The 17,516-nt window shown below is 72.3% G+C and carries 16 protein-coding genes; 4 read left to right on the top strand and 12 right to left on the bottom strand.

Translation table 11 applies throughout. The features are described from left to right. Positions 1 to 33: 33 nt before the first annotated feature. The 5 genes from DRB96_RS13595 to DRB96_RS13575 form a co-directional block, all read right to left on the bottom strand. Positions 34 to 672, bottom strand: a complete 639-nt coding sequence (locus DRB96_RS13595) for a GAF domain-containing protein (RefSeq protein WP_239516230.1) — start codon at positions 670 to 672, stop codon at positions 34 to 36. Then, the gene (locus DRB96_RS13590) at positions 669 to 1,538 is read right to left on the bottom strand and encodes a S8 family serine peptidase (protein WP_239516231.1); all 870 of its coding nucleotides are present in this window, start codon (positions 1,536 to 1,538) and stop codon (positions 669 to 671) included. Before DRB96_RS13590 ends, DRB96_RS13595 begins: the two co-directional genes overlap by 4 nt. Next, a complete protein-coding gene (locus DRB96_RS45905; RefSeq protein ID WP_162688653.1) occupies positions 1,529 to 4,534 on the bottom strand; it encodes an adenylate/guanylate cyclase domain-containing protein in 3,006 nt (1,001 codons plus the stop codon). Before DRB96_RS45905 ends, DRB96_RS13590 begins: the two co-directional genes overlap by 10 nt. A 62-nt stretch (positions 4,535 to 4,596) precedes the next feature. Further along, positions 4,597 to 5,046 (bottom strand): helix-turn-helix transcriptional regulator, encoded by a 450-nt coding sequence (locus tag DRB96_RS13580; protein WP_112448687.1) that lies wholly within the window; start codon positions 5,044 to 5,046, stop codon positions 4,597 to 4,599. A 13-nt stretch (positions 5,047 to 5,059) separates the two neighbouring features. Continuing rightward, entirely contained in the window at positions 5,060 to 5,935 is an 876-nt protein-coding gene (locus DRB96_RS13575) for a hypothetical protein (RefSeq protein WP_112448686.1), read from the bottom strand. Positions 5,936 to 6,239: 304 nt separating this feature from the next. Between DRB96_RS13575 and DRB96_RS13570 the strand changes: the two genes are divergently transcribed. The 4 genes from DRB96_RS13570 to DRB96_RS13555 are packed head-to-tail and all read left to right on the top strand — an operon-like array spanning position 6,240 to position 10,552. Continuing rightward, complete coding sequence (locus tag DRB96_RS13570) at positions 6,240 to 7,181, top strand: ABC transporter ATP-binding protein (protein ID WP_162688654.1); 942 nt, start codon at positions 6,240 to 6,242, stop codon at positions 7,179 to 7,181. A 13-nt stretch (positions 7,182 to 7,194) separates the two neighbouring features. Next, the gene (locus tag DRB96_RS13565; protein ID WP_162688655.1) at positions 7,195 to 7,995 is read left to right on the top strand and encodes an ABC transporter permease; all 801 of its coding nucleotides are present in this window, start codon (positions 7,195 to 7,197) and stop codon (positions 7,993 to 7,995) included. A 20-nt stretch (positions 7,996 to 8,015) separates the two neighbouring features. Next, complete coding sequence (locus DRB96_RS13560) at positions 8,016 to 9,191, top strand: YcaO-like family protein (RefSeq protein WP_112448683.1); 1,176 nt, start codon at positions 8,016 to 8,018, stop codon at positions 9,189 to 9,191. Further along, the gene (locus DRB96_RS13555; protein WP_162688656.1) at positions 9,191 to 10,552 is read left to right on the top strand and encodes a TfuA-like protein; all 1,362 of its coding nucleotides are present in this window, start codon (positions 9,191 to 9,193) and stop codon (positions 10,550 to 10,552) included. Before DRB96_RS13560 ends, DRB96_RS13555 begins: the two co-directional genes overlap by 1 nt. Before the next feature lie 109 nt (positions 10,553 to 10,661). Here the strand turns inward: DRB96_RS13555 and DRB96_RS13550 are convergent, their stop codons facing one another. The 7 genes from DRB96_RS13550 to DRB96_RS13520 all read right to left on the bottom strand — a co-directional run bounded on the left by DRB96_RS13550 (position 10,662) and on the right by DRB96_RS13520 (position 17,433). Continuing rightward, the gene (locus DRB96_RS13550) at positions 10,662 to 11,759 is read right to left on the bottom strand and encodes a hypothetical protein (protein ID WP_162689067.1); all 1,098 of its coding nucleotides are present in this window, start codon (positions 11,757 to 11,759) and stop codon (positions 10,662 to 10,664) included. Further along, positions 11,756 to 12,514, bottom strand: coding sequence for a nitroreductase family protein (locus DRB96_RS13545; RefSeq protein WP_162688882.1), 759 nt, complete (start codon positions 12,512 to 12,514; stop codon positions 11,756 to 11,758). Before DRB96_RS13545 ends, DRB96_RS13550 begins: the two co-directional genes overlap by 4 nt. 116 nt (positions 12,515 to 12,630) lie before the next feature. Then, entirely contained in the window at positions 12,631 to 13,875 is a 1,245-nt protein-coding gene (locus tag DRB96_RS13540; RefSeq protein ID WP_162688883.1) for an MFS transporter, read from the bottom strand. A gap of 154 nt (positions 13,876 to 14,029) precedes the next feature. Beyond that, positions 14,030 to 14,473 (bottom strand): hypothetical protein, encoded by a 444-nt coding sequence (locus tag DRB96_RS13535; RefSeq protein ID WP_112448678.1) that lies wholly within the window; start codon positions 14,471 to 14,473, stop codon positions 14,030 to 14,032. Positions 14,474 to 14,490: 17 nt separating this feature from the next. Then, the gene (locus tag DRB96_RS13530; RefSeq protein ID WP_112448677.1) at positions 14,491 to 15,339 is read right to left on the bottom strand and encodes a hypothetical protein; all 849 of its coding nucleotides are present in this window, start codon (positions 15,337 to 15,339) and stop codon (positions 14,491 to 14,493) included. Continuing rightward, complete coding sequence (locus tag DRB96_RS13525; protein WP_112448676.1) at positions 15,336 to 16,235, bottom strand: DUF692 family multinuclear iron-containing protein; 900 nt, start codon at positions 16,233 to 16,235, stop codon at positions 15,336 to 15,338. Before DRB96_RS13525 ends, DRB96_RS13530 begins: the two co-directional genes overlap by 4 nt. Further along, on the bottom strand, positions 16,222 to 17,433 hold the full coding sequence (locus tag DRB96_RS13520; RefSeq protein ID WP_112448675.1) for an acyl-CoA dehydrogenase family protein: 1,212 nt from the start codon (positions 17,431 to 17,433) through the stop codon (positions 16,222 to 16,224). Before DRB96_RS13520 ends, DRB96_RS13525 begins: the two co-directional genes overlap by 14 nt. Positions 17,434 to 17,516 lie beyond the last annotated feature (83 nt).

Here is a 17,516-nt window from a genome sequence, read left to right as displayed (position 1 = left end):
GCCGGCACGTCTGCGCGCCGTCTCCCTCGGCCGTCAGCCCGTCTTCGAACTGGGGTGCGCACCCCGGTCCAACAGGTTCAGCGAGATGCTCAGCAGCGAGAGGGCCACGGGATCGGACGCGTCCAGGACCGCGTGCTCCGACAGCCGCGCCACCAGATCGCCCAGGCGCGGCACCTCGCCCGCGCCCTGCTCGCTGCGCCGCAGCAGCGCGAGGCTCAGGGCGGCCTGGGTGGCGAGCAGCCCCAGCAGTTCGATGTCGTCGAGTTCGCGGGCGGGGGAGTCCGCGTCGCGCGTGTGGCGGTCCAGTACTTCGAGCACGCCGATGCACTCGCCGTCCGCGATGAGCGGGGCGGCCATGATGCTCGCGGGAACGTACCCGGTGGAGGCCGCGGCGTCGCGGGCGAACCGGTCGGTCCCGGCCACGTTGTCCGTGATCAGGGGCTGCCCGCTGGCCGCCACCCAGCCGGCGATGCCCGTGCCGGGCTCGAAGCGCCGGCCGACCAGGCCCTGTTCGCCCTCGCCCGCGACCGCCGCGAAGATCAGCTCACCGGTCTCGGGGCTCACCATGAACACCGAGGACGCGGCGGCTCCGTAGATGTACCGGGCCACCGAGACGACGGACTGCAGCAGTTGACGTTCGACGGCCATGAGATCGTGCGGCCAGGGCTTCATTCTCCGCCTCCTTGGACCGATATGTTCGCGGCGCAGTGATACAGGACGCTCTTGAGCTGGAACGGCGTGAGCCACGGGTGCTTGCTCAGGACGAGCGCCGCGATGCCGGCCATGTGCGGCGCCGCGAAGCTGTTGCCGGTGTTGCGGACGGTGCCGCCGCCCGGGCTCGCCACCGGCACGCGCACCCCCCGGGCACGGAACTCGACCGGCGGCGCGGCGTTGTAGTAGAAGCGCATGCTGTCCGGCTCCGCGTGGCTGGCCACCGAGATCACCGACGCGAAGTTCCAAGGGAAGCTCTCGATCGGCATGTTGTGCGCGGCCGCCACCACGGCCGTACGGCGGAAGTAGGCGCGGTCGCACAGTTCGCCCAGCCGGTCGCGGAATTCGACCCTGGTCGTCGACAGGCTCATGCTGACGACGTCGAACCCCTCCTCGATCGCGAAGGAGAGGCCGGCGATCAGCGCCGAGGCGCTGCCGGACCGCCCGTCGCCGAGCACCTTGAGCGAACTGAGCGAGACCCGCGGCGCGATCCCGCGGATGATCCCCGCGCACGCGGTCCCGTGCCCGGCGCTGTCGAGCGGCTCGCACTCCTCCACGCGCGGCACCCTGCCCTCGGCCGTCACCACGTGCCACGCCCGCTCGACCGGCCCGACCAGCGGATGGCCCGCCTCGACCCCGCTGTCGAGCACGCAGACGCGTACGCCGTCACCGGTCGCGCCCTCCCACGCCCAGCGGGAGTCGATCCCCTCGAACAGGGCCGTCGGCAGGGGCTCGCCCGGCCCGCCGTCGGCCGGCATGCTCCACGCCGGCATCCCCGAGGAGTGAGGCAGCCGCTCGCGCCGCCAGGGCGCGCCGCTCACATCCATGCCCGCACCGTCCCCAGGGGCTTCGTCGCACCGACCGCGGCGTAGGCCAGGGCGGCCCGTTCCGCCATGGCGCGGGCATCGGACCGCTCGCCCAGCCACCGGTGGGCCCGGGCCAGGTCGAAGCAGACCTCGCCGCGCAGGCACGGGTCCTCCACGTCATCGAGGAGGGTCAGCACGTCGGCGCGCGCCGGGTCGCGGCGCCCGTCCTCGGCGGCGATGAGCACGGCGGCGGCCGTGCACAGGATCCGCCCCCGGACGTCCATCTCCTCGCACCGTCCCAGGAGCTCCGAGATCCGGCCGGCGGCTTCGGCCGCACGGCCCCGCCGGGCGCACTCGCGGGCCGCCTGCACCCGCATGGTCAGGGCGACCGGCACGTAGCCGGCCTGTTCGAGGGCGTCGGCCGCCCACCGAAAGCGCCGTTCGGCCTCGTCGTGCTCACCGTCCAGCGAGGCGGCCAGCGCCGCCACCTGGTCGACCAGTACGCGCCCCATGGTCAGCCGGAGCTGTTCGACGACGGCCTCGGCCTCGGCCAGCGCCGAGCGGGCGCCGTCGCGGTCCCCGGTCAGCGCCAGGCAGCGGGCGCGCGCGGCCAGCGCGGGCAGGGCCAGGAACCGGTCCGCGGCGAACCGCTCGAGGAGCTCCGCGCAGCCCGCCAGCTTCTCCCGCAGCGGGGTCGGCGACCACTGGCGGATCTCGCACAGTGCCACGAGGAGGCGGTCCTCCTCGTAGGCGTCGGCGACGGCCCGGGCGTGCCCGAGCGCGGCGCAGGCCGCTTCCTCGGCCGCCGCGAACCGGCCGTGGTCCAGGTGGAGCAGCATCCGCAGCTGCTCGAACCGGCACCAGGCGAACCGGTCGGGGTCATCGCCGTCGAGTTCGGTACGCAGCCGCTCGACCTCGGCGGCGGTGACCTTGCCGAGCCGGGCCGCCAGTAGGGACCGCTGCACCTGGACCAGGCAGGGCCGCTGCCCGGGAGCGCCGGGAGCGCCGGGAGCACCGGGAGCACCGGGAGCGCCGGGGGCGGCGGGTCCGGCGGGTCCGGCGGTCGGGACGTTCCAGGCGCTGTCAGCGACCACCTCCAGCGCCCGCCGGGTGTCCCCGGAGAGCATGAGGGCGTCGCTGAGCCGGACGGCCGCGACCGACCGGCACTGGTCGGGCCGGCTCCGCGCCAGTACCAGAGCCCGTCCGAACAGCCCGATCGCGGTCGGCACGTCACGCTGCCGCAGCGCCACGGTGCCCTCGGCCAGCAGGGCCTCGGCCGCCCGCCGCGCCAGCAGGGGCAGCTCCGTGTCGTCCGGGCGCAGACCGGCCAGCAGCCGGGCCGCCGCCTCGAGGTGGAAACCGGGACCGAAGCCGTGCCCGGCCAGGCGCCGGTGCCACGTGATGCGCTGCTCCTTCTCCAGCCGGCCGTACGCCACCTCGTGCACCGGCTGCTGGACGAAGCGGTACTCGCCCTCCTCCGCCGTGGTGTGGAACAGCCGCTGCCGCGCCAGCGCGTCGACGTCCGCCGCCACGACCGCCCCGTCCAGCAGCGCGAGCTGCTCCAGGGTGAACGAAGGGCCGATCACCGAGGCCGCGCCCAGCAGCCACCGGGCGGGCGCGGGCAGCCGGTCGATCATCGCGCCCACCATGGCCGTGATGGTCGGCGGCACCTCGTCGACGGTCCGGCCGTCCCTCAGCCAGTCCATCATCAGCCGGATGTACAGCGGATTACCCGCGCTGTACACCGCGACCCGGTCGACGAGGTCGAGGTCGTGCAGCTCCACCTCGTCGCCGCTGCCGCGCCCCGCCAGTGAGATCGCCAGCCGCGCACTGTCGATCGGGACCAGCGCGCCGACGTCGATCACGTCGTCCGGCGACCAGGGCCCGTCCCGGCCCGTCAGCTCCGGTCTGGAGACGCAGACCATCAGGAGCGGGATGTCGCGCAGGCTGTCCGTCAGATCGCCGATCAGCCCCAGGAGCGACTCTCCCGCCCACCCCAGGTTGTCCCACACCACGACGAGCGGGCGGGAAGCCGCGGCGGTGAGCAGTTCGCGCGCCGCCCAGGACACCTCCTCCACGCCCGGCCCCGGGACCGGGCCGGCGACCCGGGAGAGCGAGGCGGCGCGCAGACTGGTCAGCACCCCGGCGATGCGGTCGTCCACCCGGAGCAGCTCCGCGCTGGACGGCGCCTGCCGCGCGAGCGCGTCCAGCACTTCGACGAGCGCCGCGTAGTTCCCCTGCGTTCCGTAGGACTGGCAGCTGCCGAACACGGCGAGGGGCTCCGCCCCGGCGGCGACGAGGTCGTCCACGGTCTCCTGGACCAAGCGGGTCTTGCCGATGCCCGGTGGTCCCAGCACGGTCACCAGCTCGGAGCGCCGGTCGCGGGCCACCCGGTGGTAGACCTCGCGCAGCCGGCGGCGCTCGGCGCCGCGGTCCACCATGGGCGAGCCGTCGCCCGCCCGGTCGACGGCGGCCTCGCCGGTCACCAACAGCACCCGGACGGGCTCGGCCTTGCCCTTGAGCGCCACCGGCGGCACCGGGGCCATGGTGTAGTGCGGGCGTGCGAGGTGCGCCACGGTCTCGTTGACGATGATCTCCCCGGCCACCGCCAGCGACTGGAGGCGGGCCGCGAGGTTGACCACGTCGCCGACGACCCGGATGCCGGCCCGGGCCGAACGCGTCACCAGGGCCTCGCCGGCCGCGATCCCGCAGTGGACCTCGACCGGAGCCGCGTCGGCTGCCGGGGTGCGCAGTCCGCGGACCTCGGCGCGGATGCGCGTGGCGGCCCGCAGTGCCCGCAGCGCGTCGTCCTCCTGGGAGGTGTCCGCGCCGAAGACCGCCATGACGGCGTCGCCGATGAACTTCTCCACCACTCCGCCGTGCTCCTCCACCGCGGCGCAGGAGATCTCGTAGTACTGCTCGAGGAGTTGCTGGAGCGGCTCCGGATCGACGCGCTCGGCGAGCCGTGTCCATCCGACGAGGTCGAGGAAGAGGACGACCACCAGTCTGCGGCTCACGCGCGGTTCTCCTCCTGCGTCGGGCGTACGGCGGGCCGGCGTCGGCGGGCCCGCGCGGCGGGTCAGAGCAGCTTCAGGTCGTGGGCCCACACCTCGGAGTCGGTCCCGGCGTCCGCCTCGACCAGCCGGTGCTGGACCGATACGACGACGGCGGTCTCCTCCTCGGTCAGGCCCGCCAGCACATCGCGCTGCGCGGCGCTGAGCTGGTCGACCGGAAGTCCCGCTTCACGCAGACTGGTCAGAGGGTCGAACACGTCACTCACCCCATTCACGGGGCCGCACGGCGGCGGCCAGATACCGATCGGCAAGATCCGGTTGACGTAGCAGTAGGCCACCAGCTCCGCCCTGTTGCGGCAGTTGAACCGGTCGAGGAGGGAACTGATCTCCTCGCCCACGGTGTGTCTGCTCAGGCGCAGAGCACGGGCCACGCGGTCGGTCGTGTGACCCCGCGCCACCATGGCCACGAGCACCAGGCCCCGGGTGGAGATCTCAGCACCCCGTATCGCCGTCATCAGCGCGATCTCCTCACGACGTACTCCGGACGAACGACTCACGAACCATGACGGCGGCCATGAACGAGACGCCGTGCCAGCGCGCCTTGCGTTCGAACCAGAGCCAGTCGCCGTCCGGGTTCGCCTCCAGGAACACCGGCTCCCCGGTGTCGGACACGAGCAGGTCGAAGGCCCCGTAGCGCAGGCTCCACGCGGCGCACAGGGTGCGCACCGCTTCGGCCGCGGGCCGCGGGCAGTCGACGCGCGTCACGGTGACGCTGTCGGGATCCGTCATCAGGCTCGACGGATCGGGCTTGTCGACCTCGAAGGCGCAGATCCCGCCGTCGAGGTGGTAGACGCGCAGCTCACGGGCGTGGGCCACGTACTCCTGGACGACGACCGGACGGTCGCCGACCGGGGCGGGGCCCGCCGAGGGACCCCGTGCGGGGCCGGTCGCCGGCCCCTGCGCCGCCTCGCGGCCCACGACCGCGGGCAGGCACGCCTTCCAGTTCCGCCGTTCCGGCTCGAACAGCCGGAAGTCCGGAGTCTTGACCACGAGGGTCCCGGCCGCCACCTCCCGCGCACCCGCCGGCACGTCGTTGGTGACCACCGTCCGGGGCGTGCGCACGCCCAGCGCGCGCGCCTGCGCCAGCTGGCCCGGTCCGAGGACCGTGCCACCGGGCAGCGAGACGGCCGCCGTCGACGCCACCTGCCGCAGGAACCCGGACCACGACTCCGCCCGCAACGGCGTCATCGAGCCCGCCGGCCGTGCCTGCGCCAGCAGCGCGCATGCCGATCCGTGGCGTACCCACACCACGGCCGGCCGGACCCGGCGCCCGGCGACGTCCAACAGGCCGGTGTCCACATCGAGCGCGAGGGGCGTCGAGGCGAGTTCGTCCTGACGGATCAATATCGTCGGTGTTTCCAGCGGCCCCGTCAATGCGTCGCGAACGATCTCCAATTCACGGCCGCCCGCGCAATTCACAAGGACCACGACGGATTCCCCGTCACGGTCTTCGGCATGTCCTGAACGGCTCATGCATCGCATGCTAGCCAACGGTTCCTCAGGCCAGGCGGCAGAACGGAGGCAGTTCCAAGGCAGCTTGGGAAGCGGCCGCTTCCGCACTGGCCGATAGGCGTAACGTCCACCCGCAGCTACTCGATCGGCATTCCTGATTCCCGGGAAACATCAATCACATTGTGGAGGGCGGACCGTGGCGAATGGTGTGGTGAACGCCGAAGGGCTGATCAAGCGTTACCGCGGGAAAGAGACCCCGGCAGTCGACGGGATCTCATTCGACATCGCCAAAGGCGAGACCATCGGGCTGCTCGGGCCCAACGGCGCCGGCAAGACGACCCTGATGAAGATGATCTGCGGCGTCACCCCTCCCACCACCGGGACGATCAGGGTGTTCGGCGTGGACCCGGCCCGCGATCCGGTCGCCGCCAAGACCGGCATCGGTGCCATGCACCAGTCCGCCCCCTACGACGAGATGCTGTCGGCCCTGGACAACCTGCTGATCGCCACGCGGTTCAAGGGCCTGTCGTGGCGCACCACCCGGCCCTGGGCGATGGAGGTGGCCGAGTACCTCGGCCTGAAGGAGCACCTGTCACGGCTCGTCTTCCAGCTGTCCGGGGGCCAGCGCCAGCGCCTGCAGCTCGTACGGGCCCTGCTGACCATCCCCGAACTGCTCATCCTCGACGAGCCGTCGGCCGGTCTGGACGTCGCCGGCCGGCACCAGATCGAGCGGTTCGTGCGCTGGCTCCGCGAGGAGCACGGCATGACCGTGATCTGGACCAGCCACATCATCCAGGAGCTGGAGCGCAACGCCCAGCGCGTCCTGGTCATCAACAAGGGCAAAGTGGTCCGCTTCGCCGAACCGAGCGAACTCGTCAGGGAGTTCGGCGGCGCGCACCTGCTGGTCAGCGTGGACGACGCGGTCGGTGCCAAGGTCGTCAAGGAATGGGCCGCCACGGCCGGACTCACCGCGACGGCCCAGGACACCGAGGTGCGCATCGAGGACGCGCAGGTCCGGGACGTGCTCCCGCAACTGTCGCGACACTGCCACGACTCCGGAGTGGCCATCGCCGGCATCTCCACCGTCACCGACTCGCTGGAAAAGGTCTTCCTGCGCATGACCGGGAACGAGGGCTGACACCGTGGCCGACTTGGGATTCAAGACCACCGCACCGGTCCCGTCGGGGAAACCGGCGGACTTCACCGCCGTGTTCTACCGCGAGTACGCGCTCCTCGCCCGCAACCGGGTCAACCTCATCCTGGGCCTGACCCCCATGCTCGTGTACCTGCTGCTGGTGAACACCTCGCTCGGCAACGTCGTCGGGAACATCACCTACCGCGGCGAGACGCTGCCGTTCGCGGTCTTCCTGCTCCCCATGGTGCTGGCCATGTCGGTGGTCAGTGCGTCCGGCACGACCGGCATGGCCATGTTCCAGGAGGAGATGAGCGGCGTCTCGACCCAGTTGTGGAGCTGGCCGCTGCGCCGATCGCGCTTCCTGGCCGGCAAGCTGCTGGCCGGAGTCTCGCTCGTGCTGGCCCAGAGCCTGCTGGCCCTGGCCGTCGCCGCGGTCATCTTCGACTACCCCTTCCACGCCTCCCACTGGATCTGGCTGCTGCTGGCGCTGGTGCTGTCGTCGGTGGCGTTCAACGGGATCTACCTCGCGGCGGCCGTCCTGATCAGTGACTACCGCACCTTCATGGTCCTCACCAGCGTGTCGGTGCCCGTCCTCGTCTTCGCCGCGCCCTCGCTGTCCACGTCGCAGCAACTGCCCACCGTGCTGCGCTGGATCTCGACGGTGAACCCGGTGTCCTACGCGGTCACCGGGATGCGCGACGCCGCGATCTTCGGCCTGGGGAAGGCGTGGCCCTCCCTGGTCGTCCTGGCCGTCGTCGCCCTCGTCGCCAACTTCGTCGCCGGCCGCGCGCTGTTGCGGCGCACCCGGAACCTCTGACCCGCAGGGAGTCCCCGAACGTGCAGACCGAAGACCCGTCCCTGTCCTGGCTCGCCACGCCCCAGGACCGCTCCGTTCTCTGCCTGCCGGGCACGAACAGAGCCCGACCACCGGCGGAAACCTGGGAGATGGCGACCCGGGCGGCGGCGAAGGTGGGCGTCACCCGGGTAGCCGACATCACCCGGCTCGACTCCATCGGCATCCCGACCTTCCAGGCGATCCGGCCGCTGTCCAGGACGCTCGCCGTCTCGCAGGGCAAGGGGATGACGCCCGAACTGGCACGGCTGTCCGCGGTGATGGAGTCGGTCGAGACCTGGCACGTGGAACAACCCGCGCGGCCCGCGCTGACGGCCGCCCCGCGCGACATCGACGTACAACTGGGCTACGAGGTCTCCGCCTTGGCGCCCTGCGAGCCGAGCCTGCTGCACGACGGGCTGCCGTTGGACTGGGTGGAGGCCAGGTCGCTGGTCGACGGGGCGCGCACCCTCGTCCCCGTGAACGTGGTCCGGCTGACGCTGGAGGAGCACACCGACTGGAACCCGCCGGTGTTCTTCGAGTCGACGAACGGCCTGGCCAGCGGCAACACGCGGGTCGAAGCCGCGCTCCACGCGCTCTGCGAGGTCATCGAGCGGGACGCGATGACCGCGGCCGTCGCGGGCGGCGGGGAGATGGGCGTGCGCGTCGACCCGCGGACCGCGGGGTCGGCCGTGGCCGAGGAGCTCTGCGCGCTGATCGAGCGGGCCGACGTCACCCTCGAGGTGCGCCTCGTACCGTCGCCCACCGGGCTGCCGTGCTTCCTGGCCTGGGTCGCCAGCCACGAGTACCCGGCACCGATGTTCGGCTTCGGCTGCCATCTCAGCCCCGACATCGCGCTCACCCGCGCCGTCTCCGAAGCCGCGCAGGCGAGGCTCGCGTACATATCGGGGGCGAGGGACGACCTGCGGGACGACTTCGGCCCCGTGGACGTCGGCCGGCTCAAGAGCGCGCAGGCGGGCGCGGCGGCCGACATCGGCGACCTGGTCGCGGAGCCCGCCCCGCACGACAGCCTGGTCGGCGCCCTCGCGCACGTGGTCAAGCGGGCGGCCGCCGCCTTTTCCCACCCGCCCCTCGTCGTCGACCTGACGCGGGAGGAGATCGGGGTTCCGGTCGTCAAGGTCGTGGCGCCCGGCAGTCGCGTCTGTCCGGAGGTGCTGTAGTGAGCGGGTCCAGGGTGGTTGTCTACGCGGGGCCGACGATCTCCGCGGCCGACGTCCGCGCGGTGCTCCCGGAAGCCGAGGTGCGCCCGCCCGCGGGCCGGGGCGACCTGCTGGCGGACCAGTGGGCGCCGGGAGACGTGGTCGTCGTCATCGACGGGTACTTCAGGGAACGGCGGTCCGTCGGCCACAAGGAGATCCTCCAGGTGCTGACGGAGGGCGCGCAGGTCGTCGGCGCCGCGAGCATGGGCGCGCTGAGAGCCGCGGAACTGGTCCCGTGCGGCATGCGCGGCCTCGGCACCGTCTACGGCATGTACGCGGCCGGCGAGATCGACGGGGACGACGAGGTGGGGGTCCTGCACGGTCCGGCCGAGATGGGCTACCCGGCGCAGACCGTGGCGCTGGTGAACCTCCGCTACGGCTGCAAGGAGGGGGCCGAGACGGAGCTGGTCGAGGCCGCGTCCGGGCGGCGGATCGTCGCCGCGGCTGCGGCCCTGCCCTTCACCCACCGCGGCTGGAAGGACATCGAGCGGGCCCTGGACGACCAGGACCACGACGCCCTGCGCACGCTGGAGGAGATGATCGGCTCGGGCGTCTGGGACGTCAAACGGCTCGACGCCATGGCCGCGCTCCGCGAGGTGGCGGGCGGCGCGGTGGCGGGCCGCGAGGCGGCGGGCCAAGGCTCCGTGGAACCCGGATCCGGCAAGGCCGACGTGACCTTCACCGGGATCAGCCGCGGCCAGTCCCTGGCCCGCCGGACCCGGCGGGAGTACGCCCCCGGCCGGTGGATGTCGGACCTCGACGTCCTGGACGCGGCACGGCTGTTCGACGAGGACTACCCCGCGGTGCACGAGGACGTTCTGACCGGCCTGCTGGGGGAGTTCGCCGGCGCGGGGGGAATGACGGCCGAGGCGTACGGGATGTCCAAGCTCGGCCTCGACGACCGGTCGCCGCTGCCGGACCCGCTCGCCCGCTGGTTCACGGAGCGGGAACGCGCCGAACTCGCCGCCGCGGACCGGACCCGGCTCCTCATGGTGCGGGTGTGGCCGGTGTGGCAGTCGGCCGACTGGAGGCCGGCCGTCCTGGCCCGCCTGCGGGAATCCGGGCGCTGGGCCGACTGGTGCGACATCGTCGCCCGCGCGGACGAGGTGGCGGAGGAGGCCCGGCCGCGGCTCGTGGTCCCGCCGCCGGCGATGTGCGCGAAGCTCTTCCTGCGCCACTGGCAGCGGCGCGGCACGTCACCGGACGCGGAGATGGCCCGCCGGGGGTTCTCCGGCCTGGACGGACTCGGCGGCGCGGTCCGGAGGTTCTTCGCCTACGACGTCCGGCGCGGCCGCGAACGCGGCAGCGCCGCCGCCCGCTGAGGTCCGGGCCCGCGGGCGGATCCCGCGGGCCCGCCGGGCTCTCCTTGTTGACCCGTGGGACCGGTCGACCGGTCGACCCGTCCCACGGTCGTCGTTCCTCGCGCGGTGCTCAGGCCCGGGACGCCGTGGTCGCGGGGAGGCGTACGGGCCCGAGGTAGCTGACGGTCGTGCCCCGGACACCGACCTCGGTCAGGGCCTGTTCGGGCGCGGGGTGTCCGGGTCGTACGTTGCGTTCGGCGGGGGCCAGGGGGGCCAGGGGGGCCGTGCGGGCGGTCACCGAGGCCCAGCGTCCCGGCGTCCGGACCCGCAGTGGCTGCTCTCCGCCGTCGGTTCCGTCGGCGCCGTCCACCCAGTCGGCCCCGTCCGCGCCGGCCAGTTGCCGGGGCAGGGAGCCCGGGACGCGGGCAGCGGCCGCCAGGCAGACCGCGCCGGTCAGGGCCAGGGTGGGATGCCAGGACGGGACCGAGATGGCTCGCGCGGCCAGCCGCCCGGGTCCCAGCGGCAGCAGGGCGGCGATCTTCGGGAACACCCCCGGAGGCCAGCCGAGCGCGGCCTGCGCGGTGCGCCTGACCTCGGACAGTGCCGCGAACAGGGCCTCTCCGGCGGCGAACAGCTCGTCGGGCCCGCGCACCCCGAAGTCGGCCGCGCGGACGAAGACGTACGGGTTCCCCATGGAGGCGCCCGTCACCTCGACGGTCCCCCCGCGGTAGGGCAGCTCGGTCACCGGGGAGCCGAACAGCAGCAGGTCGCGCAGTGGGATGGCCGGGCTGAGCAGGAAGGACGCGCTGAGGCGCTCCCGGTCGCCGCCGGTCTCCTCGACCGCACACTCGACGCTGTCACCGTTGTTGAGGACGTTCACCCGGATCCGCTGCCCGGTGCGCAGCGGCGGGAGCTCCCCGGAGCGGCCCGCCACCGAGCAGGCCGCGAGGATGGAGTGGCCGCAGCTGCCGCGGAGTTCGAAGCCCGGGTCGGTCCCCGGAAGGACCTGCACGAAGCGGTAGTCCAGCTGGTGGCCCGGGCGCGACGAAGGACCGATCAGCGCGATCTTGGTGATCTCCCGGAGCCCGGCCCGCACCAGGTCCTCCCGTACCCGGCCCAGCTCGGCGAGCAGCCGCTCGGGGTCGCGGGCGCCGTCGGCGAAGTCCTTGGCCGGCAGCACCAGCGTCCTGCTCGGACTGCCGTGCGCGGCGGCGAGGCGGCCCGTCATCGCGCCGCCGGCACGGGCTGCGCACCGGGCGACCGCCAGGCGGGTGCCCGCAGACGGCCCAGGCTGCGCCTGCCCTTGTCGATCTGGGCCTGCCATTCCACCCGGTCGTCGGCGGTGACCTCACCGGCGGGGCTGCTCAGCCCCGTCGCCCCGGGCCGGGGCGGCAGGGAGCCGGACCCGGCGTCATAGCGGTCCCGGTGCACGAGCAGCCCGGTGTGCAACCGGGGGCGCGGCGCCGGCGCCGTGGAAGCGGGCCGGCCCAGGCACAGGCCGAAGACCGGGAACACGCCGGGCGGCAGCCCGAGCAGCTCGGCGGTGGCGGAGGGCTTGTTGCGGATGCCGCCGACCATCACCGTCCCCAGACCCAGGGACTCCGCCGCCAGCGTCGCGCACATCCCCGCCAGGGAGGCGTCGATGACGGAGGTGAGCATCGCGTCGGGGTGTTCGCCGGAGACGAGCTCCCCCGGCAGCTCGCACAGCTCCTCGATGCGCCGGATGTCCGCGCAGAAGACGACGAACACCGGGGCGCCGACGACGTGGGGCTGGCCGCCCGCGATCCGCCGCAGGGCGGCGCGCACCTCGGGGTCGCGGACGACGACGAAGGAGTACGGCTGGAAGTTGAAGGCGGTGGGCGCGCGGACGGCGGCGCTCAGCACCTCCTCGACGAGGGAGTCCTCGAGCTGCTCGTCGGTGAAATCACGGCAGCTGGCTCGCTCGGCCAGGAGCTGCAGGACGGTGTCGGTGCGGGTGGTCACTACCCCTCCCAGGGCTGGATGTGGACATGGTTGAGCTCGGCGCGGCGCGGGTGCGGTCGGACGCGCGGGTGCCGGAGATGAGGGTGGAGGCGAGGGTGCGGGCCGGGCGGCTGGGATCAGGCGGAGGCGGGTTCCCGCTCCTCGGCCACGGCCGCCGGGTAGAGGCGCTCGGCCTCACGGTCCCGGCGCCACCACCAGATGGCGCCGAGCACCACCGAGGCGACGCCGGTGCAGAGGCCGACGGTGCGCACGTCGGACACGATGAGCAGGCCGGCGAAGAGCGCCAGCGAGATGCGGGCCATCGCGCTGTAGGTGGTCATGTGGACGCTGGTGACCCGGCCGCGCACGGAGGCGGGCACGGTGGCCAGCAGGACGGTGGTGTCCAGCGCGATGATGATGCCGCTGGCCGCCCGCATCAGGCCGAGCAGCGCGATGGCGACGACCGGGTGCCCCACCAGGAAGAAGGACCCCCAGGCGAGACCCTGGAAGATGTAGGCCGCCGCGTAGGCGGACAGGTGGTGGCGCAGCGCGATCCGGGCGGCCAGGACGGTGCCGAGGATGACGGCCACCCCGTCCATGACGTACAGCGCGCCCAGGACGGTGCCGCTGCCGGCGAGGTAGCCGGTGGCGTAGGCGGCGAGCAGGACGTCGTACGCCCCGCCTATGCAGCCCCAGGCGATGCCGATCCAGACGACGGAGCGCGCCAGCGGCAGGTCGCGCAGCACCCGTACTCCGGCGGTCAGCTCCTTGCGCAGGGGCTCCGCGTGGGCGCCCTCCGGTACGGGCTCCGCGTAGGCGAGCGGCACCTTGGCCTGCAGCAGCAGTGGTACGACGGCCAGTACCTGCAGCGCCCCGGCGACGGCCATGGCGCCGGTCGGGCTCCAGCTGGACAGCACGCCGCCGAGCGAGGCGCCGACGACGGTCATCGTTCCCGAGACGGAGCCGAGCCGGGCGTTGGCGGTGGGCCTGCCCGCCGGCGGCACCACCCCGTACAGCCACTGCTGCCGGGCCGGCGGCCAGAGGGTGTTGCTCAGGCCCTGGAGGCCGTAGAACGCGGCGGTGATCCAGATCCCGTTGTCCAGGAAGAGCACCATGCCGAGGACGCAGACCGCCTGCGCGACCATGGAGCCGATGGCGAGGCGGCGCACGTCGAACCGGTCGGCGAGGGTGCCGGCCACCATCATGAAGGCCAGCGCGGGCACGGTGCCGATGAGCTCGACCGCCGCGAGCGTGGCGGGGGAGGAGTCGCGCAGCACCTGGATGAACAGGCTGATCTGCATGACCCAGGTCGATCCGGAGGACAGCGCGCTCGCTGTCCAGAGCCTGGTGATGCTGCTTCGGGGGACGGAAGGCGAGGTCACGCTGGCTCCAGGTGCGGCGCCGCTGCGCTGGCGTGCGGCGGGGTGTCGCGGTTGTGGGAAAGGTGGGGGTCGGCCGGCCCGGGGGGCGCCCCCCGGGCCGGCCGAATGTGCCTGCCGCGGCCCCACGGGTGTGGGTGCCGACGGCTGAGCGGGACTACGCGGCGACGAGTTCCCCGGTCAGGAGGAGATCGAAGTCGGCGTCGGTGAAGCCGCCCTTGTCCTTGGCGACGACGGTGCTGGGGCCGAAGTCGGCGTCGGTGAAGCCGCCCTTGTCCTTGGCGACGACGGTGCTGGGGCCGAAGTCGGCGTCGGTGAAGCCGCCCTTGTCCTTGGCGACGACGGTGCTGGGGCCGAAGTCGGCGTCGGTGAAGCCGCCCTTGTCCTTGGCGACGACGGTGCTGGGGCCGAAGTCGGCGTCGGTGAAGCCGCCCTTGTCCTTGGCGACGACGGTGCTGGGGCCGAAGTCGGCGTCGGTGAAGCCGCCCTTGTCCTTGGCGACGACGGTGCTGGGGCCGAAGTCGGCGTCGGTGAAGCCGCCCTTGTCCTTGGCGACGACGGTGCTCGGGCCGAAGCTGGACTCAGAATTGATGGTGCTCATCGAAAAACTCCTCATAGTCATGATTCTTTCGGTTCCCCCGCCGGACTCGCGGGGTGGTACCCCACGAGCTCGGCGGGAAGCATCAGATGCACGATCTGGCGATCGTGCAGGCTCTCCACGAGTTCCTTGACGAACCCGTGCGAGAACTGGGGCAGCAGCCCGCCGGCGTCCAGCACCGTGCGGGGGCCCTTGGTCAGTTCCGCGAGGAGCGGGTGGTCGCTCAGGTCGAAGGCCCGGGAGCGCTTGGGCTGGCGCCAGTCCCGCTGGAGCAGCAGCGTGGTGGGCCGCGGCCGAAGGTCGGCGGTGTACTCCTCGTCCTCCTTCGCGAGCCGCAGCATGTCGTAGCGGAACTCGACGACGGCGTACGGCTTGCGCAGCACCAGCGTGCTGCTGCTGCGCAGCGGGCCCTGCGCACCCTCCGGGAACTCCTTCGGCGTCTCCGCGAGCTCGCAGACGTAACTGCAGAACCGCAGGAGGTCGAGGAGGTGTTCCGGGAGCGACCTGTCGACGATGTAGTCGAAGGCGAAGTCGCAGAACCGTCGGACCTCTTCCATCCGGCCGAACTGGCCGACGGACACGGCCTGGTGATACGCCTCGAAGAAGCGTCCCCGCGGCGTGTGACGGAACAGCGCGTTGAGGAACAGCGCGAACTCCGCTTCGCGGCGGACGATCCGCTGCTTGATGACGAGAGTGGCGACGTCTTCGAAGTAGTTGGGCTCGATGGCCGTGAACTGGGCCTTCTCCTCGTCGGTCAGGCCGAGCTCGGCGGCCGCCCGGTCCAGCCCCTCCGGCCGCATGACGGCGCGGCGGTACTCGGTGTCGCGCACCGCGCGGGTCAAGAGCTGCTGCAGTCCGGCCAGACTCATCGGGCCGCCTCCTCTGTTTGCAGGCGGGATCCCATCAGGTCGCGGACCCAGTCGAGACGCTCCTTCGTGCGCTCGGGTTCAGGACGCGAGGGGGTACCGGGGGCTTCGACTTCGAGAATGACGACCGCGGGCTGGAAGTCCTTCTCCTTGAAAAGGTTCTCCAGGGTCGAGATGTGCCATTTCTCGTTCTCCCGGAATCGGGCGTATTCCGGGTCCTTGAGTTCCTTCTCGTTGGGGACCGGTATGTGCACCTGCCAGACGCGGTCCAGCGGGATGTGCGCCACTTCGCTGTCCCAGTCGACCGGGTAGTGGTCGTCGGAGAGCACGAGATTGGAGAGGCTGAGCAGGATGCCCGCGTCCGCGCCCTCCGCGATGTCGGCCACCTGCTGGCACACCGTGCGCGGGCCGATCTGGTTGAACAGCATCGGCTGGTTCTCGATGATGAGCGGGTAGGGGGACTCCTCGTTCGCCGTCCGCAGGTTGTCGATGAACACCTGCGTCTGCTCGTCGGTGCCCATCGGCTGCATGAACGTGCCCGCGTACGTGTCCTGGGTGCCGACCATGCCGACGTGCTCGCCGATCCACAGGCAGTTGGACACGTCCGCCATCCGCTGAAGCCGCTCGACCGTCCCGGGCGGCGCCGATTCCACCGATCCGAGCATGTACTCGTAGCTGTGCAGCGTCGACGGAAGGCCGGCCGTGCCCGCGTTGATCTCGGCGAGGTAGCCGGGGTCGTAGGCGAAGTGCGCCGCCAGGTACTCGACCATGTCGACGCGCGCGCCGATCTCCATCAGCCGATCGAAGTAGGCCTGGTGGGAGGGAATGCAGTGGTGCAGGTAGCCCGCACCGATGGCGGCCGGTTTCCGGTGCCGTCGTGGCTGTTCAGCGCTGGTCATGGTCCGCCTCCGGCAGAGTGTCGGTGGTGAGCAGGTGGTCGGTGATGCGGTCGCGGATCAGGGAGTTGGACGGGCCCATGAGTGCGGTGGCCCGTGCGTCCCTGAGCCGGCGCTCCAGCGGGAAGGTGCTCAGGAAGCCCCGCGAGCCAACGGTGTGGAGCAGGGCCCCGGTGATCTCCTCCGCGGCCGCGGAGGCCTGCAGTTTGAACTTGCTCGAGACCACCGGCGAGGCGCCGTCGGCGCAGGCCGCCACGGCTAGCGCGGCGTAGGCGTAGCTCGTCTCCACGCTCACCAGGGTGTCGGCGAGCGAGGCGCGGACCTGTTCGGCGCCGGTACGGGGCTGGGTGTCCGCCAAGCGTCCGGTGACCATGAGGCAGGCGTCCTCGAACGCCCCGGCCGCCGCGCCCAGAGCGAGCAGCCCCGGGTTGAGGCAGACCTCGTGGTTGTGGCCCATCAGCGCGCGGCCGCTGCCCGGTTCGCCGACCAGGTCGGTCGGCGCGAGGTCGACGCCGCGCAGTTCCACCGAGGCGGTGCCCGACGCCCGCAGGCCGAGCAGCGGGTAGGGGGCGGAGATCCTGACGCCGGGGTCCTTGGCGTCGACCCGGACGAAGGTGGCGCCCTGCCGTCCGCCGTCCAGCTCGGTCTCGGCGAGGACGTGCACGACGCCGGCCGCGGACAGCCCGGTGCAGAACGTCTTCTCCCCGTCGAGCGTCAACCGGGAGCCCTGGGACCGCAGTCGGGTCTGCAGGTTCTCCTTGTTCTTGGTCGTGGCCCGCTCGGTCCAGGCGCTCGCACCGATCAGCGATCCGGTGGCGAAGCCGCGCAGGTCGTCGTCGCGCCAGGAGTCCGCGCCGAAGGCGAGGGTCCTGCGCACGACCTGGTAGTGGAACATCAGGATGGCGGCGGTGGAGGCACAGGCCTGTGCCACCCGCTCGACCACCAGACAGGCCGCGCCGTCCCCGAAGCCCAGGCCCCCGTACTCCGCGGGCACTTGGACGCCGAGCGCCCCGAGGTCCCCGAGGGCGGAGAGCGACCGCAGCGGCGGCTCACCGGTGGCATCGGCCGAGACGGCTTCGGCGACGACCACGCCGTCCACGACTTCGTCCAGGCGACGGAACCAGTTCTCGGCGGTGCCGGGCAGGCCGGTCAGGCATGCCGCGACGAATTGGTCCCGATAATTTTGATGGGAAAAATTCATGCGACCCTCTCCAGGTGCAGAAAGTCGACGGCGACTTCGAGATTCTTGCGAGGGAATTGGCGCGGGTTATCGGGAATAATCTC

Source organism: Streptomyces sp. ICC1 (genome assembly GCF_003287935.1).
In the GTDB taxonomy this organism is placed as follows: Bacteria; Actinomycetota; Actinomycetes; order Streptomycetales; family Streptomycetaceae; genus Streptomyces; species Streptomyces tritrimontium.
The sequence above is the reverse complement of the archived record's forward strand: the minus strand, read 5'-3'. Positions and strand labels throughout refer to the sequence as shown.